This window comes from Pseudoalteromonas sp. P80D2, assembly GCF_036680945.1.
Classification (GTDB): domain Bacteria; phylum Pseudomonadota; class Gammaproteobacteria; order Enterobacterales; family Alteromonadaceae; genus Pseudoalteromonas; species Pseudoalteromonas shioyasakiensis.
On record NZ_JAZDAR010000026.1, the window covers coordinates 259239 to 283003 of the forward strand.

General features: G+C 42.1%; 21 protein-coding genes. 6 read left to right on the forward strand and 15 right to left on the reverse strand.

All coding sequences use genetic code 11. From position 1 onward, the window contains the following. Positions 1-30: 30 nt before the first annotated feature. The 6 genes from glpG to VRK28_RS06030 all read right to left on the reverse strand — a co-directional run bounded on the left by glpG (position 31) and on the right by VRK28_RS06030 (position 5251). Complete coding sequence (gene glpG, locus VRK28_RS06005; protein WP_062566430.1) at positions 31-846, reverse strand: rhomboid family intramembrane serine protease GlpG; 816 nt, start codon at positions 844-846, stop codon at positions 31-33. After that, positions 843-1160 (reverse strand): thiosulfate sulfurtransferase GlpE, encoded by a 318-nt coding sequence (gene glpE, locus VRK28_RS06010; RefSeq protein WP_062566431.1) that lies wholly within the window; start codon positions 1158-1160, stop codon positions 843-845. The genes glpG and glpE overlap by 4 nt, the downstream gene beginning before the upstream one ends. Positions 1161-1214: 54 nt before the next feature. After that, entirely contained in the window at positions 1215-2240 is a 1026-nt protein-coding gene (gene tdh / locus VRK28_RS06015) for an L-threonine 3-dehydrogenase (protein ID WP_054551064.1), read from the reverse strand. A 55-nt stretch (positions 2241-2295) separates the two neighbouring features. Continuing rightward, positions 2296-3492, reverse strand: a complete 1197-nt coding sequence (locus VRK28_RS06020; protein WP_054560964.1) for a glycine C-acetyltransferase — start codon at positions 3490-3492, stop codon at positions 2296-2298. Between the two features lie 149 nt (positions 3493-3641). Further along, positions 3642-4193, reverse strand: coding sequence for a D-glycero-beta-D-manno-heptose 1,7-bisphosphate 7-phosphatase (gene gmhB, locus VRK28_RS06025; RefSeq protein WP_062566432.1), 552 nt, complete (start codon positions 4191-4193; stop codon positions 3642-3644). After that, positions 4193-5251, reverse strand: a complete 1059-nt coding sequence (locus tag VRK28_RS06030; protein WP_062566433.1) for a glycosyltransferase family 9 protein — start codon at positions 5249-5251, stop codon at positions 4193-4195. Before VRK28_RS06030 ends, gmhB begins: the two co-directional genes overlap by 1 nt. Before the next feature lie 124 nt (positions 5252-5375). On the opposite strand from VRK28_RS06030, the gene VRK28_RS06035 reads away from it, so the two are divergent. Then, the gene (locus tag VRK28_RS06035; protein WP_062566434.1) at positions 5376-6095 is read left to right on the forward strand and encodes a 3-deoxy-D-manno-octulosonic acid kinase; all 720 of its coding nucleotides are present in this window, start codon (positions 5376-5378) and stop codon (positions 6093-6095) included. Here the strand turns inward: VRK28_RS06035 and VRK28_RS06040 are convergent, their stop codons facing one another. Together VRK28_RS06040 and VRK28_RS06045 are read right to left on the reverse strand one after the other, a co-directional pair. After that, positions 6096-7187: a glycosyltransferase gene (locus tag VRK28_RS06040; RefSeq protein WP_062566435.1), complete on the reverse strand. Its 1092-nt coding sequence runs from the start codon at positions 7185-7187 to the stop codon at positions 6096-6098. Beyond that, positions 7184-8197 carry a glycosyltransferase family 1 protein gene (locus VRK28_RS06045; protein ID WP_244269410.1) on the reverse strand — a complete coding sequence of 338 codons (1014 nt, stop codon included), beginning with the start codon at positions 8195-8197 and terminating at the stop codon, positions 7184-7186. Before VRK28_RS06045 ends, VRK28_RS06040 begins: the two co-directional genes overlap by 4 nt. Before the next feature lie 212 nt (positions 8198-8409). On the opposite strand from VRK28_RS06045, the gene VRK28_RS06050 reads away from it, so the two are divergent. Continuing rightward, complete coding sequence (locus VRK28_RS06050) at positions 8410-9984, forward strand: capsule assembly Wzi family protein (RefSeq protein ID WP_062566437.1); 1575 nt, start codon at positions 8410-8412, stop codon at positions 9982-9984. A gap of 33 nt (positions 9985-10017) precedes the next feature. On the opposite strand, the gene hldE is transcribed toward VRK28_RS06050, so the two are convergent. After that, positions 10018-11457, reverse strand: a complete 1440-nt coding sequence (hldE, locus tag VRK28_RS06055) for a bifunctional D-glycero-beta-D-manno-heptose-7-phosphate kinase/D-glycero-beta-D-manno-heptose 1-phosphate adenylyltransferase HldE (RefSeq protein WP_062566438.1) — start codon at positions 11455-11457, stop codon at positions 10018-10020. Then, on the reverse strand, positions 11457-12047 hold the full coding sequence (locus VRK28_RS06060; protein WP_058585836.1) for a D-sedoheptulose-7-phosphate isomerase: 591 nt from the start codon (positions 12045-12047) through the stop codon (positions 11457-11459). Before VRK28_RS06060 ends, hldE begins: the two co-directional genes overlap by 1 nt. 188 nt (positions 12048-12235) lie before the next feature. Between VRK28_RS06060 and waaA the strand changes: the two genes are divergently transcribed. After that, complete coding sequence (waaA, locus tag VRK28_RS06065) at positions 12236-13495, forward strand: lipid IV(A) 3-deoxy-D-manno-octulosonic acid transferase (protein WP_062566439.1); 1260 nt, start codon at positions 12236-12238, stop codon at positions 13493-13495. Positions 13496-13545: 50 nt separating this feature from the next. Beyond that, positions 13546-14088 (forward strand): DUF1415 domain-containing protein, encoded by a 543-nt coding sequence (locus tag VRK28_RS06070; protein ID WP_062566595.1) that lies wholly within the window; start codon positions 13546-13548, stop codon positions 14086-14088. Between the two features lie 75 nt (positions 14089-14163). Here the strand turns inward: VRK28_RS06070 and VRK28_RS06075 are convergent, their stop codons facing one another. From VRK28_RS06075 to purL, 4 genes are all read right to left on the reverse strand, one after another. After that, a complete protein-coding gene (locus VRK28_RS06075) occupies positions 14164-14499 on the reverse strand; it encodes a YdbL family protein (RefSeq protein ID WP_054551056.1) in 336 nt (111 codons plus the stop codon). 9 nt (positions 14500-14508) lie between these two features. Next, entirely contained in the window at positions 14509-14691 is a 183-nt protein-coding gene (locus tag VRK28_RS06080) for a YnbE family lipoprotein (protein WP_054551055.1), read from the reverse strand. Further along, positions 14684-17152: an intermembrane phospholipid transport protein YdbH family protein gene (locus tag VRK28_RS06085; RefSeq protein WP_130166220.1), complete on the reverse strand. Its 2469-nt coding sequence runs from the start codon at positions 17150-17152 to the stop codon at positions 14684-14686. Before VRK28_RS06085 ends, VRK28_RS06080 begins: the two co-directional genes overlap by 8 nt. Before the next feature lie 134 nt (positions 17153-17286). Beyond that, positions 17287-21171, reverse strand: coding sequence for a phosphoribosylformylglycinamidine synthase (gene purL / locus VRK28_RS06090; protein WP_062566441.1), 3885 nt, complete (start codon positions 21169-21171; stop codon positions 17287-17289). 311 nt (positions 21172-21482) lie between these two features. Here purL and mltF point away from each other — a divergent pair, with 311 nt between their 5' ends. Then, entirely contained in the window at positions 21483-22952 is a 1470-nt protein-coding gene (gene mltF, locus VRK28_RS06095; protein ID WP_062566442.1) for a membrane-bound lytic murein transglycosylase MltF, read from the forward strand. A gap of 94 nt (positions 22953-23046) precedes the next feature. Then, positions 23047-23217, forward strand: coding sequence for a hypothetical protein (locus tag VRK28_RS06100; RefSeq protein ID WP_165385080.1), 171 nt, complete (start codon positions 23047-23049; stop codon positions 23215-23217). Here VRK28_RS06100 and tadA read toward each other — a convergent pair whose 3' ends face one another. Beyond that, on the reverse strand, positions 23218-23715 hold the full coding sequence (gene tadA / locus VRK28_RS06105; RefSeq protein WP_054560975.1) for a tRNA adenosine(34) deaminase TadA: 498 nt from the start codon (positions 23713-23715) through the stop codon (positions 23218-23220). Positions 23716-23765: the final 50 nt, after the last annotated feature.

A 23765-nucleotide genomic window follows, 5' to 3' on the forward strand; every position in this document is an offset into this window, starting at 1 on the left:
CGGCATTAGCCGCCATTTTTATTTACGCGATTATTTGCGTGAAAGCAGCTTGTCTGACACAGCATAAGCCATACCAGCCAATAACCCTGCTAAATGCGCCCAGTTCGCCATACTCACAGGCAACATATCTACAAAGCCCAAAATAAGCCAAACCAGCATAAAACCAACGATGCTATTACTTACTAGTGGCGGCTCTGTTGGCCTCATTACACTGTAAATCCAACAAAAACCCAGTAAGCCATACACAACGCCGCTTAAACCACCAAAGTTAGGCCCAACTACTAAAAACTGTGCCCAGTTACTAATGAATGCCGTCACTAAAAATAAACCCACTAAGGTTATTTTGCCACTGCGTTTTTCTATATCGTTACCCAGCGTCATCCACCAGATCAAATTAAAAATAAGATGAATAGCGCTAAAATGCACAATGGCAGGTGTAAACCAAGTTAGTGGCTGTGCAGGGTTGAACTGCAACATACTGTAAATAGTTTCAAAACCACCTAATAAGAAGGCAATAAATATAGCTATCGAGACTAAAGTAACTGTACGGTTTAGCCAGCTTAATGCCTTAAAGCGAGCTTTTAAATTAAGGGATTGCCCTTGATATGACAGAGGCGATTGTGTACTGCCTACCTGCCATGAAGCTTGTTGGTATTTTTCGTCATGAGGGTTAGCAGCAAACTCCTGCCAAAGAGGTTGAGCTTGATGAAAGTGCTCTGGAGCAACACAAATAATCACAGTTTGTCCATCTTGCGAGCGCAGCTCTCCATGTAAGCCCTTACTTTTTATGTAATCTATAAAGCCTTGTGCGGCGCGAGGATTATTTATGCTACCCAACTCAATCATCGTTCAATGTGCTCCGGAAGTTGTGTCTGCCAAGCTGTAAAGCCACCATCCATGCTGTATACGTCTTCAAACCCCTGCTCTACTAAATAGCTCGCAGCACCTTGAGAACTCACACCATGGTAGCAAACAATGATGATTGGCTGATCAAACTCTTTATGCATCATAAATTCGCTGATATTAGCATTTGATAAATGCTCAGCGCCTGGGATATGCCCAGTTTGAAATGAGTTAGGATCGCGAATATCAGCAATCACAACCTCTTCTTTATCTAACAGCGCAAACGTATCGCTCACTGAAATATGTTTATACGACATAGTACTCTCTAAACTAAAAAGGCGGCCAAAGCCGCCTTATCAAATTACTCGGTATTAATCCCAGTTGAGGATTACTTTACCTGATTGGCCTGAAATCATTGTATCAAAGCCTGCTTGGAAGTCATCCACGGAGAACTGGTGAGTGATAATTGGTTTCAGATCAAGACCTGACTGAATTAGACTCGCCATCTTGTACCAAGTTTCAAACATTTCACGGCCGTAAATACCTTTAATAATTAGACCTTTGAAAATAACCTGGTTCCAATCAACCGCCATATCTGAAGGTGGAATACCTAACATGGCAATTTTACCGCCGTGATTCATGTTGTTTAGCATGCTGTTAAATGCAACTGGCACACCTGACATTTCAAGACCAATATCAAAGCCTTCGGTCATGCCAAGCTCTTTCATTACATCTTCAAGCTTTTCAGTTGCTACGTTTACAGCACGAGTCGCGCCCATTTTACGTGCTAAATCTAAGCGGTATTCGTTTACATCGGTGATAACCACATGACGTGCACCAACATGTTTGGCAACAGCAGCAGCCATGATACCAATAGGACCAGCACCTGTGATTAATACGTCTTCACCTACTAAGTCAAACGACAACGCTGTGTGCACTGCATTACCGAATGGGTCAAAGATTGATGCTAGTTCATCAGGAATGTTATCTGGAATTTTAAATGCGTTGAAAGCTGGGATCACAAGGTATTCAGCAAATGCACCTTCGCGGTTTACACCAACACCAGTTGTATTACGGCATAAATGCACTCGACCAGCGCGACAGTTACGACAGTGACCACAGGTAATATGACCTTCGCCAGAAACACGGTCACCCACTTGGAAACCACGTACTTCCTGACCCATATCAACCACTTCACCTACATATTCATGACCAACAACCATTGGCGTAGGAATTGTATTTTGTGCCCACTCATCCCATTTATAAATATGGACATCTGTTCCACAAATTGCTGTTTTGCGGATTTTAATAAGCAGATCGTTATGGCCAACTTCAGGTTTTGGCGCATCAGTCATCCAGATCCCTGGTTCTGCTTTTAATTTAGATAATGCTTTCATGATTTACACTCAATTAAACAAAACCGAAGCAAAAGCTTCGGTTTAGGAAATAAAATTAGATAACACCCATTTCTTTACCAATACGGGTAAAGGCAGCAATAGCGGTATCTAATTGCTCTTTTGTATGCGCCGCAGAAATTTGCGTACGAATACGTGCTTGGCCTTTTGGTACTACAGGGAATGAGAAACCTGTTACGTAAATACCTTCAGCAAGTAATTTGTCAGCCATGGCTGAGGCAACTTTAGCATCGCCTAACATGACAGGGATAATAGCGTGGTCTTTACCTGCACAGGTAAATCCTGCTGCTTCCATTTGTTCACGGAAATACTTTGCGTTATCCCAAAGCTTAGCGCGTAATTCGCCGCCATTGCTTAGCATCTCAAGTACTTTAATTGATGCAGTAACAATTGATGGTGCAAGTGAGTTTGAGAAAAGGTATGGACGAGAGCGTTGGCGTAACCACTCAACAATTTCTTTTTTACCTGAAGTGTAACCACCTGATGCGCCACCAAGTGCTTTACCAAGGGTACCTGTGATGATATCAACACGGTCTAGTACACCGCAGTACTCTGGCGTACCTTTACCATTTTCACCAACAAAACCAACCGCGTGAGAGTCATCAACCATCACTAATGCATCATATTTATCAGCTAGGTCACAAACCGCTTCTAGATTACAAATTACGCCGTCCATTGAGAAAACACCGTCAGTGGCGATTAGCTTAGTTTTAGCACCCGCTTCATCAGCAGCAATAAGTTGTTTTTCAAGGTCGCTCATGTCGTTATTTGCATAGCGGAAACGCTTTGCTTTACAAAGACGCACACCGTCAATGATCGAAGCGTGGTTTAGCGCGTCAGAGATGATTGCATCATCTGGGCCTAAGATTGTTTCGAATAAACCTGCGTTGGCATCAAAACATGATGAGTAAAGAATAGTGTCTTCGGTTTCTAAGAACTCAGAGATCTTTTGCTCTAAAGTTTTATGAATATCTTGAGTACCACAAATAAAGCGTACAGACGCAACACCAAAACCATGATCGTCAAGGCCTTGTTGAGCTGCTTTAATTAACTCTGGGCTATTTGCTAAGCCAAGGTAGTTATTAGCACAAAAGTTAATGACCTTATCACCAGAGGCAACTTCAATTTGAGCCTGTTGCTGTGACGTGATAACACGCTCGCTTTTGTATAAGCCTTCAGCTTTCACTTCATCAATTTGCTGCTGCAACTGATTAAAAAACGCAGATGCTCTCATCTGTAATCTCCACATATTCTTGTATCTAACCAGAAATGATTAGCATGACATTAAATTTTGCGCCTATTGTAAAAGCTTAGACGAACAATTGCACTGTTTGCAGTTCGTCGCAGGCCTTAAGGCTTGCGAAATAAAACTGGTCTTACCTGCTAAGACTGTAAAATTAAAGCAGGTAACTCAGCTAAAGACTCACAGACTACATCGGCGTGTTGTTCAGTTGACTCGGCATAACTTTGCCCTGAACGAACTAAAACGCGGGTAGCGATATTGGCTCTCTCAGCGGCAATAAGGTCGCCAAGCTTATCACCAACCATAATACTTTGAGATGGATCGATTTGATGCTCATCAATGGCTTGTAAAAGCATACCTGGGGCAGGCTTGCGACAAATACACTCTTGCAAATAGGCAGGCTCAGCTTTGCTTGGATGATGCGGACAGAAATAGACATCAAGAATAGTAACGCCATGGCGTAAAAATTCGCCCTTCATCCACTCAGTGAGGTTATAAAAATCTTGCTCTGCATAATAACCCCGGCCAATACCTGACTGATTAGTTACTACCACAATTTGATAGCCCGCATCAGCGAAGGCTTTGCACGCCTCAAATACACCGGGTACAAATTCAAACTCTTCTGGTTTGTATACATAGCCATGATCAATATTGACCACACCATCACGGTCTAAAAATAAAACTTTGCTCATTACAATTGCTCTTTATCTACCACGTGGTCAAACATCGAAATCACCTTTTCAACACTGATTTGCGCCATTAAATCAGCCCCTTTAACGCGTGTTCCCCAAGGTAGCTCTTGCGCTGTTTTGCCTGTTTGCTCACGTAAATTTTGGTGATAAACCTCAACAACATAATCTTGATATAAATAAGGCCCTGTGCGTTTTGGGTTTGAGTGGGCATACAAACCAATAACAGGCGTTCCTACCGTTACAGCCATGTGTGCAGGCCCAGTATCAGGAGCTAGCACTAACGCCGCACGTTTCAAAGCACATAACAGTTCTTTTAGTTGGGTTTTCCCTACTAAGTTAAGCACAGGTGCCGAACTCTGCGCGATAATTTGCTCGGCAAGTTCAATTTCTAAAGGGGTTGGGCCACCAGTAATAACCACCGAAAAGCCTTGTTGATGAGCATGTTCAGCAAGTGCAGCATAACGCTCAGGTAACCAATTACGCTCTTTTTTACTTGCCGCAGGCGAGATAACAAAAATACGCCCGGCTAAACGTTCTTCACCTAATAGCGCATCGGCTGCTTGTTGGTGCTGTTCGGTAATTGGCATTTTCCATTGAGGTTTGTAATCAGGCGTCCCAATTGCTTGAGCAAAACCTTTAAAGCCCTCTAATACATGCGCCTCTGATTGCGGGGCAATACGCTTATTAATAAACAAGCTATGTAACTCTTTTGAGCGCGCCCAATCAAACCCCACTTTGACTTTTGCCGGAATACAACGGGCTGCTAGATTCGCTCTGAGTGCGACTTGCATATGTAATAGCACATCAAATTTACGCCCTTTGAACGTATCTTTTAGTTGCTGATAAGCCTGTTTGCCTTGTTTTTTATCGAATACAACAAACTCAACACCTGGTAAATCGGCCAGTAACATGGCCTCAACTTTACCAATCACCCAAGTAATTTTTGCCTTCGGATGTGCCTTTTGAATTGCTTGCACTGCTGATACGGCATGACATACATCACCAATAGCCGAAAGCCTTAAAATACAAATATCTGAATAGGAGGTTGATTGAGTCACGTGCGCCCTTAGCTACAGCAAATAATATGCGATCTTAAATTAACTTGATGCTAATGCAAGCACTTATGCGAAAAGCTAAAAATACGGTAAGATAGCGCTAATTTTATTTAATCTTGAAGTTGTTATGTTTGAAACTCAGCATCTGCAGAACACCACCCTTTTGTGTCACCCAGCTTATAAAGATGAGCTCACGCAACAGTGGTTCGATGCCAATTATTGGCAACAACAAGATAAAATCGTTGGAGCAAAAAAAGGTCGCGCAACAGCGTGGTTTTTTAAACATCAACAGCTTACAGGCGTTCTTCGCCACTATTGGCGTGGTGGTTTAATAGGTAAGTTGCTGAGCGATCAGTACTTATATTTTGGTTTAAAGCAAACTCGTGTCTATAAAGAGTTTACACTGATGATGCGCTTAATTGAGCTTGGCCTAAATGTGCCTACACCCATTGCAGCAAAAGTGACCACCCGTGGCTTAATCTATCGCGGCGATATCATTACCGAGGCAGTAACAGGCGCAAAAAGCGTGCTAGATATTTTAATCACGCGCCCACTTAGCCAGTCTGAGCTAAAAGCGATAGCAGTGACTCTCAGCGAGTTTCACAATCACGGCGTCTATCACGCAGATTTAAACATCAATAACATACTGTTCGATGACACAGGTAAGGTGTTTATCATCGACTTTGACCGCGGTGAAATCAAACAGCCACATGCTAGCTGGCAAACAGAAAACATCAAGCGCCTTGCCCGTTCGTTTGCAAAAGAGCAAGGCCGTAATGAAGTGATGCATTGGCAACAAAGTGATTGGCAGTCACTGGTGTGTGACTACCAAGCATTGCTGAACTAATTATCGATTTTGGGCCAATGCTAAATAGTTTTCTGCAACTTGTGTTGCTGATATTTTTGATAGTATTTCTGCATCAACAACCTCTGGCTTATCGTTTAACACAGACTCAATAGCTTGAGTTAAAGCCTCAGGGTTATTTGTAGGAACTAAATACTTGGCTAAACTACCCGTTAAGATTTCTTTTGGTCCATGAGTACAATCGGTGCTTACAACTGGCGTACCCAGTATGAGCGCCTCAATGAGAACAGTGGGTAATCCTTCATAATCTGAACTCAGTACCAAAGCATCAGCGCCTTTAATCCAAGCATATGGGTTTTGCTGAAAGCCTGGCAAAATAAGCCTATCTTCAATACCATGCTGGCGACCGAGTTTGGCAGCTTTATTAACTTTATTACATAATAAAACAAGCTTATGGGATGTATTTAAATTAGCAAATGCTGAAAATAAAACATCATGTCTTTTTTGTTTGGCTAAACGACCTACGTGAATAATATAGGGCTCACGTGGTAATCCTAACTCAGCTTCACTCGCTTTTTTGACTATGCTTTGAACATTAAACGGGTTAAAAATTGTTGTGATAGTGCGGGGAGCAATCAACTTTTGCTGCTTAATTTCACTTTCAATACCTTCAGAAACACAAATTAAGTTTTGTCCTGACAAGCGCTTTTTACTTTTCAGTAAATATTGATAAGCAAATGGTCCAAGTTTCTTTTGTCTATTTAACTCAGCCGTAATTGAGTTATGAATGACATAGAAAACATGTTTAACAGTACTGCAAATTAACAAATTATTACTGCGATCTAAATTTGATAAAACGAGATCAAATTCCCCGTTTTTAGATTGGTATTGTGCAAACCAATTTTCGATACGTTTTACGCTTTTTTTTAGTTGCCAGAACCTATCAACTTTTTTTGCTTTATGGTCAAACAAACATTCAACATTTAGTTGTGATGGTAAGGTATATTCAATCGAATTCGCTAAACTAAGAATGACAACTTCATGTTGTTGAGCCAAAAGCTCGCCAGCCAGCGTCAGCATGACTTTCTCAGCCCCACCGCCAACCAAAGAATCAATAACTATGGCAACCTTCATTTAGAAACCCCAAACAATAACTCAGACACGCCTTGCAGCATTTCTTTCTTGGCATTATGCGGTTTTATTTTCGCCAAAACGTTTTTAGTTGCTTGATAAGTTGTAGGTTCCAGTAATCGTTTAACAGCGTCACTTAAACTGTCTAACGTTGGGTCTGCGGCTAAAGTTAAGTTACTTTCAACACAGTTTTGCAAACGTTTCGGTTGGTCCTTGGAAATTGCTGCAGCAACAGTGGGGACTTTGAGTGAAATAGCTTGTAATAAACTGTCCCCTGCTGATAACACTGCAAATTTAGCATGTGCTAATACACCAACAAATTCACTTGCATGTAAACTTTTTAAAATGATCAGGGTATCATCTTTAGGTAGATCGTTTGGGTAGTTAGAACCAAAAACAACGATACCTTTCAAGCCTGTTTCAGCAGCTATTTTCTTCGCTGCTTGATAAAAAATATCAGCAAATAACTGGTTTTTTTCACCGTGCCCACCTGACCCAGCATTTACTAAAAAATAACCTTCATTCGTAAGATTTAACTGAGCTAACAATTGATACGTTTCGGTACTTGATGACTGAGAGAAGAAAGGACCCACATTTACCGGAGGTGACAAAGGGAAGAGCTTAAGCTTTAATCGCTCACTGAAGCTTATTTTTTCAATACAATAGTCAGGTTGTGCAACCCAATGTTTATCTATTAAATTTAAACGATTTAGCTTTAAGCCTTTCGCTCTTTTTTTATTATGCTGTGAAATAAACACCACTTTAGCCCCTGCACGCTTTGCTGTTTTCATTTGGGCTGCTCTACCTGCACAATCAAAAACAACCAAGTTAGGCTTAAATGTTTCAATTAACTGATTAACTTTACGCGTTTCTTTTGTCGCTGATTGCTCTATCAGTGTTGTATCAAATGGGCAATCAAGGGCGTAATTTGTATGTTTATTTAATAAAAAGTGGATGTCTAAACGATCGGGAAAACTCTCATCTAAATAATGAGCAAATGATAACGAACGCATGTATTCACCTATTCCTTCAGATGATGACACGGGGATAAATAAAAGGCGTTTTTTTTCCATTACACTTTAAATTATAAAATTTGCCAGATTATACATCAAATTGAGTTCCTTTTACGATACCTAGACGAATTGCTCGTTGTGAATTATTTACTGCAATCATCATGTAGGGTTGGTAGACTTCTAGTCCCAAAAAACAAACCGAGAATTAAGCATTGCCTAAAAAAACACTTTTATTACTCGCTCTTGCTAGCGCATTTAGTCTACCTCTAGCTGCTGAACCTTGGGTTAAACCAGACGACTATGGCTTACGAGCCGACATTCAATTATTAGCGGATACAGGAGTGATTAAAGCTCCTGTAACTACATACCCGCTAATGTGGAATAGCTTTATTGATGAATTAAATGACACCACACTAGAGCAATTACCTAGTTTTGTTCAAGATGCTTTACTTCGAGTACAACACAGATATAAAGCCGAAAATACCGAACAGCACAATTTCCATACTGAAGTTTTTCTATCAACAGATACATTACCAGCCACGAGTTTTGGCGCCACCAACACACAAAAATCAGAAGCGACCGTCGCTTATAGTTATTTAGGTGAAAGTTTAGCTGGTAAACTAGCAGTTAATTATCGTTCTGATGGTCGAAAATGCTATCTAGAGGGCATGGAACAATCAGACATAGCTGAAGATCATCAAGCGCTTACTGACTGTGATGATATTACTTTTGACCATAGTTACCTTGCCTATAAAATTGGCAATTGGGTCTTTCGTGCAGGTGCAGTTGAACAATTCTGGGGACCAGGTGTTGACAACAGTCTAATTCTCACAGCGAATAGTAAACCTTTACAAGCTTTCAGCATCAGTCGTGAAAAAGCCACCGCTTTTGAATCAGCTTGGTTGAGCTGGATTGGTCCTTGGAGCTTAACAACTCAAATGGCTAAGCTTGAATCAACCCGAGCAGTCCCTGATGCGCTACTTTGGAGTAGCCGAGTGAACTTTAGGCCAATTCAGCAACTTGAAGTTGCTCTAAGCTGGTCTGCACAATGGGGCGGGGATGGTGAACCCCAATCTATCTCAGAATTTTTTGATATGGTTTCAGGTAAAAGTACTTGTCCTGATGGTTCGCAAGACTGTACTGAAGCTGAAAAGTCAAAATTAGGCAACCAACTGGCAGGTATTGATTTACGCTGGTCAGATACTCTCTATTCATACCCGTACGCTATTTATGTAAGTACGATTGGCGAAGACGCTAGTAGCTACTTTAAACCCGCAGACAGAGCGTATTTAGCAGGTGTAGAAACAACAATTCCATTTGCAGAGCAAAATATCAAAGTAAACATTGAATACATTGATACTGTGGTTTCATGCTCTGGTGATGAATCTGTGCCTGGTGCTGAAATCTTCAATAACTGCTATTACGAGCATGGTAAATATAATTCTGGTTATCGCTACCAAGGAAGAACGATAGGCTCTACATTTGATAACGACACAGAATCCCTTGTACTCACAGTGCTTGGGCAGCATAGAAATGGCAACGATTGGCAGGTTAAACTGCGCCAAGTTGATTATAACAACGACAATGTAGATCTTTACCCTAGCAACCCAGATTTAGGGCATACAATCACTAAAAATGCCATTGATAGCACACAACTAGAACTGCGCTACAGAATGTTAGCATTACAAGGAAGAATCTCTTTCGGTGCTCTGGCTGCTAAGAATAAATCAATGGAGGAATCAGACACTGAAACCTCCGCATTTATGAAATATGAAATGAACTTTTAGAATCAAAAAAGCCAACACATGTTGGCTTTTTTATTAACTTTTGATTTTGCTAATTACGTTTGATGTTGAGCAACCATTAAGAAACTCAAGTACTTCGACTTTTCCGCCATGGCGTAACACATGCTCGGCACCGGCAATTTGGTCAACGGTGTAATCACCGCCTTTAACCAGTACATCAGGGCTAATTTGCTCAATAAGCTTAGCTGGCGTGTCATTTTCTTCAATGCTGCCAAATGGAATAACCCAATCAACTGACGCTAGCGCACTTAATACCATGGCACGTTCATCCAATGGATTAATCGGTCTTTCTGGGCCTTTTAAACGAGAGATTGATTCGTCATTATTTAAGCCAACAACCAGCCTGTCACCTCGTGCTTTTGCCTGTGCTAGGTAGCGCACATGGCCTGCGTGAAGGATGTCAAAACAACCATTAGTGAAAACTATTTTTTCACCATTTTGCTTAGCAAACTCAATGTGCTGAAGCACATCTTCAAAAGGCGTTTGGTAATGCTCGCCAGTTTGCTGTAAATATTGACCAAGCTTACGGCTCAACTCTTCTGGCGACACAGTTGCGGCACCCAGTTTACTCACCGCAATTCCGGCAGCAAGGTTGGCAATTTCGACCGCATCTTTTGCTGCCATTCCCGCACCAAGCATCACTGCAAGCGTCGCGATTACGGTATCGCCTGCGCCAGTAACATCGCTAACTTCAAGCTGCTGGGCTGCAAAATCATGTTTTTCTGCTTGGCTAATTAACGACATACCCTGCTCTGAGCGAGTTAACAACATAGCAGCGATGCCTGCTTCAGTGATTAGCTTACGTGCGCTGTCAGTCAAGTTTTGCTCAGAGTCCGTCAAACCACCAGCAAGCTTAAACTCGTTTAAGTTAGGGGTTATGTAATCAGCACCACGATATAAGCTTAAATCAGATGATTTAGGATCAATAAGTACCGTTTTACCCGCTTTCTTTGCAACCTGAATCATTTGTTGAATTAAGCTCAGAGAACCTTTGTTGTAGTCAGAAAACAACACAAAATCGTAGTCATCTAAAACCAGCTCTAAACGGTTTAATAACAATTGGCTGTGTTGCTCAGTAAAGCTCTCTTCAAGGTCTAATCGAACAACTTGCTGATGACGGCTGATTACTCGCATTTTAGAAATAGTCGGTAAATCGCAAACACTCACTAATTGAGAATCAATTTTCTCCGAACTTAAAATTGTTTCGAGGATTTGCCCACTTTCATCTTCACCAACTAAACCTAGTAGGCCCACTTTACCATCTAAACGGGCAATATTTTTTGCTACGTTTGCTGCACCACCAGCTTTGTCTTCAAATTTACTGACTTTAACAACAGGTACAGGGGCTTCAGGCGAAATACGCCCTGAATCGCCATGCCAATATCTATCTAGCATGACATCACCAACGACTAAAATACGAGCCTTTGAAAGGTTTTTTAGTAACGCTAAATCCATTACTTTTGCTCCGCTACAACCATATCGATGGCTTCGCATAGCCAATGTCCGATGAACATATGCGCCTCTTGGATACGCGCTGTTTCATCATTTTTAATGATAATAGGTAGCTTAGCGATATCTTTTACTTTACCGCCATCTCGGCCCGTTAATGCGACTGTAAAGGCGCCAATTTCATTTGCCGCTGCCAGTGCAAGATTGATGTTAGGGCTAGTGCCTGAGGTGGTTAAGCCAATCACCAAATCTTCAGGTTTACATAACGCCTGCACTTGGCGCTCAAATACAGTATCAAAATGATAGTCGTTACTGTGAGCGGTTAAAATTGAAGTATCTGTTGTCAATGCGATAGAAGCAAGTGGACCGCGTTCCAATTTGTAACGTACGACAAACTCAGCAGCTAAATGCTGTGCATCAGCCGCACTACCGCCATTACCAAACCAAATTACCTTACCACCAGCTTGTAAAGCGCTGTGACATACTTCAAGTAATTGCATCACTTCTGGGTGATATGTATCCATCGTTTCAAATAACATTTGATGGCGGTTCAAACTTTCTAAGTAGCTTGCTGCTACAGAATCTAATTCAGGCATGAATATCCCTCTTTGGAACAAACTTTGGCAGGAGTAATAATGTTATTATTCCACAGATTTATTTCTTTGTGTTCAGTTTATCGTACTTTTATGAATATCGACTGGATAATTACAGTTATATGTAGACTAACTATTGGCAACAGCTCGATTAGCGTTAAACTACCCTAAAACTCTATATATTAAAAATTATGGCGCGCATTTTATACTCTTTACTTTTATACCTACTAAGCCCACTGGTTGTTTTTTACCTGTATGTTTTACGTGGCAAAAAGAATAAGGGTTACCGTGAGCATTTTGCTGAGCGCTTTGGCTTTTCGAATTTATCGCACCACGATGTTGTTTTTCATTGTGCCTCTGTTGGTGAAGTGTTAGCGGCAACCCCGCTTATTAAGGCTGTTCAATCAGAAAATCCAGCGCTTACTATTTTAGTAACCTGTAATACCCCAACAGGTCGCGAGCAAGTAAAAAATAACTTTAAAGATGCGGTTAGCTGTAGTTATTTACCGATTGATTTTTTCTTCGCTACCAATCGATTTTTAAAACGAATCCAGCCAAAGGTACTGTGTATTTTAGAAACTGAGCTTTGGCCAAACCTGATGGCGCAAAGCAGCAACACCGGCACAAAAGTACTTGTTTTAAATGCCCGGCTTTCAGCTAAATCACAGCAAGGCTACCAAAAGGTAATGCCTTTAACTAAGGTGATCATGCAGTCTATTAGCGATCTTGCTAGTCATAATCAAAATGATGCCAAACGTTTTATTGAACTTGGTTTAAAACCTGAAAAGGCACGCGTATTTGGCTCAATTAAATTTGATATCACGCCTACAGAAGAGCAATTAAATAAAGTTGCAGCACTAAAAAAACAGTATAACAACGAGCGCTTTATCTGGGTTGCAGGCTCCACTCATCCTGTTGAACATGAGCTTATTTTAACTGCTCATGAGAAGCTATTAAAAGCGTTACCCCACGCACTTTTGATTATTGCTCCACGTCACCCAGAGCAATTTGATAAAGTCGCGGAGATATTAAAAAGCTCAAATTTGAGCTTTAGTCGTCGCAGTGAAGATAACTATAACAACCAACAAGTTGTGTTAGCTGACACGTTAGGTGAGTTACAATGCTTATATGGTGTGGCAAACATCAGCTATGTTGGCGGTAGTTTAATAGAGCGAGGCGGCCATAACCCGTTAGAGTCAGCAGCGTTTTCTGTTGGCGTATTAGCAGGCCCTCATACCTATAACTTCGACCATATTTATCCTGAACTGATTAGTGCTCAGGGAGCTAAAACCGTTACCGATGAAAATCACCTTGCTGACACACTTATCGCTTTGAGCACTGATGTACAAAAGACGATTAAGCTCGGTCAACAAGCTGCGAAATGCGTTGCTAACAATCAAGGCGCCATCAGTAAAACGGTTAATTTAATTGAGCATTACTTAGAAAAGTAAGATAGAAAAGTAAAATAGAATAGAGAAATAATGTGACTTCAAAGCAAGCGATGAATCGCCCAGAAATACAAATGCGCGAATGGGTATCAAGCGTAATCGTAAAATACAATTTCTGTCCATTTGCCCGTAAAGAAGTTGAAAGCAATTGCATTCATTATCAAATCAGCCAGTCTACTACTCTTGATGATGCAGTAATGGATATGCTTGAGCAATGTAGCGCATTAGACCAACAAGCAGAGCGCGAAACCACTTTGTTAATGTTTGAGCAAGGCTTTAAGGATTTTGAAGAGTTCTTAGATTTAGTCGATTTAGCCAATGCGCTTTTAGCTGCGCAAGGCTATGAAGGTAAGTATCAAATAGCCAACTTTCATCCTGACTATGTGTTTGCTGATAGCGATGACAGCGATGCTGCAAACTATACGAATCGTGCACCTTACCCAACACTGCATTTGATCCGTGAAGCCAGCATGAGCGAAGCGTTAGACAGCTACAATGAACCCGAATCTATCCCAGAGCACAACATTAAACTAGCAAGGCGCAAAGGCATCGACTTTTGGCAGCAGCTGCTGCAAAACTGCATCGATAAGCGCTAACACCTACCGGCGTTTAATAGATAAAAAGCCAGCAATGCTGGCTTTTTATTTTTTATAGCTATTAAATTTAGTGAGCTATTTTTTTACCCACTCACCGTTCACTTCAATGTAGTGACCCGGCTTAGTTTTTTCGATAGTTTTTGCCGCAGCAAGGGCTTCAACTTGCGCTAACGAAAGATTATTCTTTTTCGCAAGTTTTAAATATTGCTCTTTACGCTTTGCATTAATTTCATCAACGACCGCTTTTGCTTCGCTGTTATTAACCACTAAACCTAAATAGCCTGAGCTGTCTTCACCCACCAAACCTTGGCTCTTTGCATCATCAAGGCTGATAGCCCAAGCTGAGAAAGATAAACAAACAGCACTGATCAAGGTGATCACATTTAGTTTTTTAAGTTGTAATTTACGCATGTGTGCTCCTTAGAATAATTCGCTGTCATCACTGAATAAGGTATCAAGTTCTTTATCCACTTTTACGCGGATCTCATGGTCAACTTTTACATTTAAGTTGATTGTAATCGGCTCTTTTGCTGCCACCTCAACACGGTGAGTACAGGCACTCAGCATGCCTACTGCCGTCAGCATTACTAACCACTTAGCCATCATTGCTTCCTTTTTTTGCATACTCTTTCTCAACTTTTTGAGTAATTTCATCACTTAAACGCAGCGCTCTAAGTAAAGTAAATACATTCTCTTCATGGTTATAATTAAAGTTCACTGCTTGCTGCTGCGCTTCATTATAACCTTCTAAATTAACACCTAAATGTAACCAACCATCAGGTTTGAGGTTAACACTGCTGCGTAGTTTTTTAATATCTAAATTCTCGAGTAAACTCAGCGTTGTACTCAGCTCCTGTTGCTGCGCTTTTACAGCTTCAAAACCCGCATTATTAGTGATCAGTAATTTACCATCACCTTGATTAACTAGCTGCCCTTGCTTTACCTCTATGCCCTGTTTGCTTATAACAACAGGTAAGGTGCCCGCTAAGCGCCCGCTTAAACTAATTCCAGACTCGGCATCAAGGGTGACTAATTTGCTGGCATCAATATTTTCAAACTTAACGGTCGCGGTTTGGTTGTCACTCAGTGGGCAGTATTTATTCACCACAAATTTGCCGCCCATAACCTGACCGGTTAGATCAGCTGCGCAAGGCTGATTAGCCGTTACCTGCAACTGACCCTGCATATTTTTGACCACAGCACCTGCGCGCAGTTCATTGAGTGTAAATTTAGTCGCTGCAATATTAAGCTGCCCTGAATTAAACGTCCCATCTAAATCCACGGCAAAATCATTTGCTAGGTAGTCATTATAAAGCGCACTGAGTTTATTAATGTGAACACTACCTTCTGCTTGCTGAAGATTTACATCACCTTTAATAATCCCTGAAACCACCCCATCAGTGATGGTTGCAAGGGGCTCAAACTGAGCAATTATCGGATTAAGCTTGGCTACTGCCTGCTCAGGTATCACCAATTCAAATGGGTGCGCAACCTTAGACATATGATGGCTAACAAGCGCTTCAAAGCCATCTGCAAACACATGATGCGTTGCCTGCAGGGCGCGGCTTTGGAGGGCATTTGTAACGACAGACAACTTATTTAAGCTAAGCTCTGCTGTTGATAATTTAGCGACAGTGGTTTTGGCATCAATATCAGCAAATAATTCCCCCACACTGAGGTCTGTACTAAGGGTTAGCTCATTACTTATTTTTACTGCGCTAATATCATCATAATTTAATGATTTAACCTTGCTATTGGCTTTAACAACGAGGTGCTGCTGGGCATTATACTCAGCGTCAATCGCGCTGCTAAAATCAGCTAACTGTGCACCTGATATTAGCGCATTTTTAGCACTGATATTGGTATTCAGTTTAGCTGTAGGGCTAGTAAATAACTCATCGATATTTAGCTTTCCTTTAGCCCCAATACCCTCAACCAGAGCACCGTCAGCCTGAAAATCTAAAAATGCAGGGAGTGAATCAAGTGACAGTTGAAAATCAGCGCTAACGTCACTTTCATGCAAATGCGCATTTAGCTTAAGCTCATCAATATCTTTACTGTTAAAATCAATGCTAACTTGGCTATTAAGTGATGCGAGCGGATCCTGTAAAGAAAAGGTAGTATTACTGACTGTCACTTCACTTTGCCCTTTAGTTGCTAGCAGTTTTACGATTGGGACTGATAGCTGCTCGGCTTCTACACTAACTGGTTTGTCAATGTGTAACTGCCAAGTAAGCGGTAACTGCGCTTCAACAAATGATTGATGCTGTTGGTCTTTGATGATGCTTAAACATGCTTGGTTTGCGCTAAGTTGATTTTGTAACGCTGATAAATCCGCATATAAATGCTGTTGGTTTAATTGATACTTCGCACTCAGTTGCCCTTCGGTGGTAAAACCTAGGTCGCATTGCGCTAGAGCATGCTGATAACTTGCATTGACGGTGCTTTCAATTGCAACCGTAATACCATCAAACTTAACCTGCGATTGAGTGCCAAAATGGCTGCTTTGTGGCAATGTTATGAACCGCCTAGCTACTTGCTCATCAAGGGTGATGTTGGCTTTTATTTCATAATTAGATATTTCAACATCTGCATTAAGATCACGTGAAATCGTAAAATGGTTTAAGCGTTTTTCTTGTATTGCCAACCTAACAGGGCTATCGGTAAATGGTGAGACTACATCAAGCTGCTCAATGCTTATTAGCGGTCTTTGCTCTGGTAATACTAAAGCGAGCTTTTTAAATTCAGTCTGTGCTGATTCTGGTTGTTTTTTATTTGCAAGGTCGCTAACGATGAGATTAGCGCGAGAAACCCTAACCTGTTGCTTGTTAGCAAGGATACCAGCTAACTCTATTTGCTGCCCTTGATAAGTTAAGCATAATTTCTCGATATTTAAATCAAGCTGGCTGGTCAATGACCAATCAATGCAGTGAAGCTCAGCGCCATTTTTACTAAGCATAGGCGTTAAGTACCACGATGTCAGTGGTAGCCTGAACAGATACGCCAACAGCAGCATGCTTAGCACGATACCTAGCAACCCTACGCTTACCCGCTTAAAACTCAAAAAACTCTCCTTGCCTTTGAACTTACACTTACTAGCACCATTATAAACAAAAAGGCTGCACTTAATAGTGCAGCCTTTTTAGTTTAAACGGTTTGTATGAACCTAGCTTGTATAGCTAGGTATATAGCTAAGTTTTAGCCAACGTTTTTACGTGCGTTGCGGAACATACGCATCCATGGGCTATCTTCACGCCACTCATCTGGGTGCCATGAGTTAGCAACAGTACGGAATACACGCTCTGGGTGCGGCATCATAACCGTGGCACGACCATCAGTAGAGGTAATACCTGTGATACCTTCAGGCGAGCCGTTCGGGTTAGCTGGGTATTGCGTTGTTGGGTTACCGTAGTTATCAACAAACTTCACTGCCACAGTGCCTGACTCAAGCGCAGCTTTAACTGCATCGCTGTTAGCGAATTCAGCATGACCTTCACCATGAGAAACAGCGATAGGCATACGAGAACCAGCCATACCGTTAAAGAATACTGATGGGTTTTCTTGCACTTCTACAAGGCTAAAGCGAGCTTCAAAGCGCTCTGACTTGTTGGTTACAAAACGTGGCCAGTGCTCAGTGCCTGGGATCAATTCTTTCAATGTTGAAAGCATTTGACAGCCATTACACACACCTAGGCTGAATGTATCTTCGCGGTGGAAGAAGCTTTGGAACTGCTCACGCGCCATCTCATTAAATAAGATTGACTTAGCCCAGCCTTCACCTGCGCCTAATACGTCACCGTAAGAGAAACCACCACATGCCACTAAGCCTTTAAATTGCTCAAGTGTTAAACGACCTTCAAGGATGTCGCTCATGTGTACGTCAACCGCTGCAAAGCCAGCGCGGTTAAATGCCGCAGCCATTTCTAAATGAGAGTTAACACCTTGCTCACGTAGAATCGCCATTTTCGGCTTCGCACCAGTTGCAATGTAAGGCGCAGCAACGTCTTCGTTTAAGTCAAAGCTTAGTTTTACGTTTAGACCTGGGTCTTTTGCGTCAAACTTAGCGTCAAATTCTTGCTTAGCACACTCTGGGTTATCGCGACGTGCTTGCATTTGGTAAGTTGTTTCTGCCCAAATAGTGCGAAGCTCAGTACGCGTGTGGTTAAGTACCACATCATCACCACGAGTGAATACCACACGGTCATCAGCGTTTAATGCACCAATTTCATGGCTGATAGCTGCTAAGCCGTGATCAGCAAGAACGGCTTTCACTGCATCTAAATCAGCATTAGCCACTTGGATAACCGCACCTAGCTCTTCATTATAAAGTGCTTCGATGTCTGAACCTGTAAGGCCTGCAAGGTCAACAGTAACACCCGTGTGACCAGCAAATGCCATTTCCGCAACAGTTGTGAATAAACCACCGTCTGAACGGTCATGGTAGGCAAGTAACTTGTTATCAGCAACAAGCGCTTGCATTGCTTCATAGAAACCTTTTAATAACTCAGGGCTATCAACATCAGGTGTTACATCACCTAATTGCTTATAAACCTGTGCAAGGCTTGATGCACCCATACGGTTTTGACCCGCACCTAAATCAACTAATAATAGTGATGACTCACCTTTATCAGTGCGTAGCTGTGGCGTTACTGTTTTACGCACATCTTCAACACGACCAAAGGCAGTGATGATTAGTGATAATGGCGCAGTAACCGATTTTTGCTCACCGTTTTCATCCCATTGAGTTTTCATCGACATTGAGTCTTTACCCACAGGGATTGTTAAACCAAGTGCTGGACAAAGCTCTTCACCTACCGCTTTAACAGCTTCGTAAAGACCTGCATCTTCGCCAGGGTGACCAGCTGCGGCCATCCAGTTTGCAGATAGCTTGATATTTTCAAGGCCACCGATGTTAGCACACGCGATGTTCGTTAATGACTCAGCCACAGCTAAACGAGCAGAAGCTCCATAGTTTAACAGTGCAGCTGGTGTACGTTCACCTAGTGACATTGCTTCACCGTGGTAAGTATCAAACGCAGCGGCTGTTACCGCACAGTTTGCTACTGGCACCTGCCAAGGACCTACCATTTGGTCACGAGCAACTAAACCCGTTACCGTGCGGTCACCAATGGTGATTAAGAATGTTTTTTCAGCAATCGTTGGTAGGCGTAATAAACGTTGTGCAGCATCTGCAGCATCAATGTTTGCAACGTCTAATGGTTGTGATTGTGCTTTTTTAGACTCAACTTCGCGGTGCATTTTTGGTGCTTTACCAAGTAAAACATCAAGCGGTAGATCAACAGGGTTGTTACCAAAGTGGCTATCTTCAACCGTTAAGTGACGCTCTTCTGTTGCTTCACCAATAACAGCGTATTCTGCACGCTCACGTTTACAGATTGCTTCAAAGCGCGCGAAGTCTTCTGCTGCAACAGCTAATACGTAACGCTCTTGAGATTCGTTACACCAAATTTCGTGTGGTGCCATACCCGGCTCATCGTTTGGAATATCACGAAGTTGGAATTTACCACCACGACCACCGTCGTCTACAAGCTCAGGGAATGCGTTTGAAAGACCACCTGCACCCACATCGTGGATGAAAGCGATTGGGTTTGCATCACCTAACTGCCAACATTTGTCGATAACTTCCTGACAACGGCGTTCCATTTCTGGGTTTTCACGCTGAACAGATGCAAAGTCTAAGTCTTCGTTTGATTGACCTGATGTCATACTAGAGGCAGCACCACCACCAAGACCGATGTTCATTGCCGGACCACCTAGTGCAATTAGCTTAGCACCTACAGGGATTTCACCTTTTTGAACATGTTCAGAACGAATGTTACCTAAACCACCTGCAAGCATGATTGGCTTGTGGTAACCACGTACTTCTTCACCGTTATGGCTTGATACTTTCTCTTCGTATGTACGGAAGTAACCAAGTAAGTTAGGACGACCAAATTCGTTATTGAATGCCGCGCCACCTAATGGACCTTCAGTCATGATATCAAGTGCATTAACGATACGACCAGGCTTACCAAAGTCTGTTTCCCATGGCTGCTCGTAGCCAGGAATACGTAGGTTAGATACAGTGAAGCCAACTAAACCAGCTTTAGGTTTAGAGCCGCGGCCTGTTGCACCTTCATCACGAATTTCACCACCAGAACCTGTTGATGCACCTGAGAATGGCGCAATCGCTGTTGGGTGGTTGTGCGTTTCAACTTTCATCAAGATTTCGATGTTCTCTTGATGGTATGCGTACTCGCCTTCACTATTCGGGAAGAAACGACCCGCTACAGAACCCTTCATTACCGCAGCGTTATCTTTATATGCAGATAACACGTTTTCAGGGTTTTGCTCGTAAGTGTTTTTGATCATTTTGAACAATGATTTTGGCTGTTCGATGCCATCAATTGTCCAATCGGCGTTAAAGATTTTGTGACGACAATGCTCAGAGTTTGCTTGCGCGAACATGAATAATTCGATGTCGTTCGGGTTACGCCCTAACTTTTGGAAGTTTTCTACCAAGTAATCAATTTCGTCATCTGCAAGCGCAAAACCTTGCTCAACGTTTGCTTTAGCAAGCGCTTCACGGCCACCACCTAAAATGTCAACTGATGACATTGGACGCGGTTCATCATGACGGAATAATTTAGCTGCATCAGCCATATCCGCGTGCGTTGCTTCAGTCATACGGTCATGTAATAACGCTGCAACTTCAGCTGTTTGCTGAGCTGATAAATTACCTTCTACGTAGTATGCAATACCACGCTCAACACGGTGAACTTGGCTTAAGCCACAGTTATGTGCGATGTCAGTTGCTTTTGATGCCCAAGGCGAGATAGTACCTGGACGCGGCGTTACAAGAATTAACGTGCCAGCAGGGGTATGCTCGGCAATTGTTGGACCATAAGTAAGCAGTTTTTCCAGCTTGGTTTGCTCATCAGCTGAAAGCTCGGCTGTAAGATCAGCAAAATGCATGAACTCAGCATAAACGTCAGTGACTGGAAGTTGTGCCTGTTGGCAACGCGCTAAAATTTTCTGAACTCTAAAATCGGAAAGTGCTGGTGCACCACGAAGGATCAACATAGGTATTTTCATCCGGGGTTAGGGATTGAACGATATTTTAGGCGCATATTATAGTGCAAATAACGTCTAGATTTAACTCAAAATTACGCTTTTATTTAAATAATCTTCATAACCGCTTTTATGGTTGCAACAATTAACTATCTTAGTCGTCTTTATTTCTCTGCAGGTACTTGTTCTGTATGACTTATCTACCAGCTGCCTTGTTATAGTTATTAATTTTTAAATAGATAACTAAAACTATTCGCCAAGTGACGTGGCTTAGAAGTTTTGTTATAACACTAAGGTAATGGTTTAAGGGGCATTTATAATCTATGCAAAAGTTACTCGCTATTTTTAGTTTAGTGCTCATGTTATGTGCGTGTGATATGCAACAGCAACCGTCGCAACTTGCTCATATCAAGGCACAGAACAAAATTAGAGTAGGCACATTAGCTGGCGCGAGTAACTACTATCAGGCTCCACAAGGTGTGCAAGGCTTTGAATATGAGCTTGCCCAAGAGTTTGCTGACTATGTTGGTGTAGAGCTCGAGATGGTGCCTTTTTTTAATCTATCCGATATGTTTGCACGCTTAGAAAGTGGCGATTTAGATATTATAGCTTCAGGTCTTACCTATAATACGATTCGGGCAGAGCATTATCGATTTGGCCCAACCTATCGCACAATTAGCCAAAAATTAGTTTACAAACAAGGCCGTACTCGCCCTCGAGAGTTTGAGGATTTAACCGGTAATCTCACTGTTTTAGCCAAAAGCAGCCACTCGTTAGCACTACAACAATTAAAACAACTGCATCCTGAACTTAGCTGGAACGAAACAGAAGATATGGATGAAGAAGAGCTTCTGCAAGCAGTTATAGACGGTGAAATTGATTACACCCTAGCAGATTCACACACCTTATCGCTGTTTCGCCGCTATCACCCAAATTTGAGTATCGGCTTTTCGGTTACCCGTAACGACCCTATCGCTTGGTTACTAAGAAAAGATGGTGACGACTCTTTATATGCCTTGATGGTGCCATTTTTTGGCGACGTTAAGAAAAGCAACCAGCTTTATGTGTTAGAAGAAAAATACTTCGGCCATGTTCGTCAGTTTAACTATGTGAATACCCTTGCTTATATCGAAGCAATAAAAGACACCTTACCTAAATACCAACCTTGGTTTGAGCAATACGCAGGTAACATAGACTGGCGATTACTGGCAGCTTTGAGTTATCAAGAATCAATGTGGAACCCAAGGGCTAAGTCACCAACCGGTGTACGTGGCATAATGATGCTAACCCAAGCAACAGCAAAACAGGTCGGCGTAACAAATCGACTAGAGCCTGAGCAAAATATTAAAGGCGGTGCGCAGTATCTTGCCAAAGTGATTTCTTGGATCCCTGAACGCATTCCGCAGCCCGACAGAACCTGGTTTGCCTTAGCCTCTTACAATGTTGGCTGGGGACACGTCAACGACGCACGTATTATTACCGAGCAAGAAGGTGCAAGCCCCGATAAGTGGGCTGATGTTAAAAAGCGCTTACCGCTTTTAATTAAAAAGCGTTACTATCGAAAAACCAAATATGGTTATGCCCGTGGCGATGTTGCAGTAAAGTACGTTGATAATATCCGTCGCTATTACGACGCACTGGTTTGGCTTGATGAAAATGATGCGATTGCTAACCCAAGCGAAGAAGAACAAAGCACTGAAGAAGCTCAACCTGAAGCGCAAGCGAGCGAACCAAAGCCAAATGACAACACGCAACAAACCAACTCGGAGCAGCAAGAATTAGAAAACAACTAACTTCAAGCACCGAAATCTGTTTACTTGTCATCAAATGATCATTATCTTCCTGTAGAGATCAATATAATGCTTTACTCTCACTTAAGGAGCACTCATGTTAAAAAGAAGACGCACGACACATAAGTTCAAGCGTAATGTTATTTACTCAACGGCGACCCGCCGTCGTATCATGCTACGTAATACACACAAAAAAGTTATTTGGCGTCGCCGCTTATTTGCGATGCAGTTAATGGAAGCACAAGTTCCTGCAACGCCGGTTGTATAACTAGGCGTTGCGAGCAGCCTGCTTTGCCGCCTTTTTCTCTTCTCTACGACGCTTAAAAAACGCTGAAATTACCGCCCCACACTGCTCACTCATAACATCACCGGTTACTTCAACTTGATGATTAAGCCTAGGTTCTTGCAGCAGATTCATAATTGATCCTGCCGATCCCGTTTTGGCATCTTTAGCACCAAATACCAATCGCTTAATACGGCTATGTACCAACAGACCTGCGCACATAGAACAAGGTTCTAACGTAACATACAAGGTGCAATCGATTAATCGGTAGTTATTAAGTACTTTACCTGCTTCGCGGATTGCCATCATTTCAGCATGAGCGGATGGGTCGTTATCGATAATTGAGCGGTTATAACCATAGGAGATCAGTTGATTGTCTTTTACCAGCACAGCACCAACCGGAATTTCATTAATAGCAGCCGCTTCATTAGCGTAGTTTAATGCTTTTTCCATCCAATATTGGTCGCTAAATTGTTCGCTCATATATCACACAAATCTTGTAAAACTGTGAGTAATTATACCTAGTTAGTGAA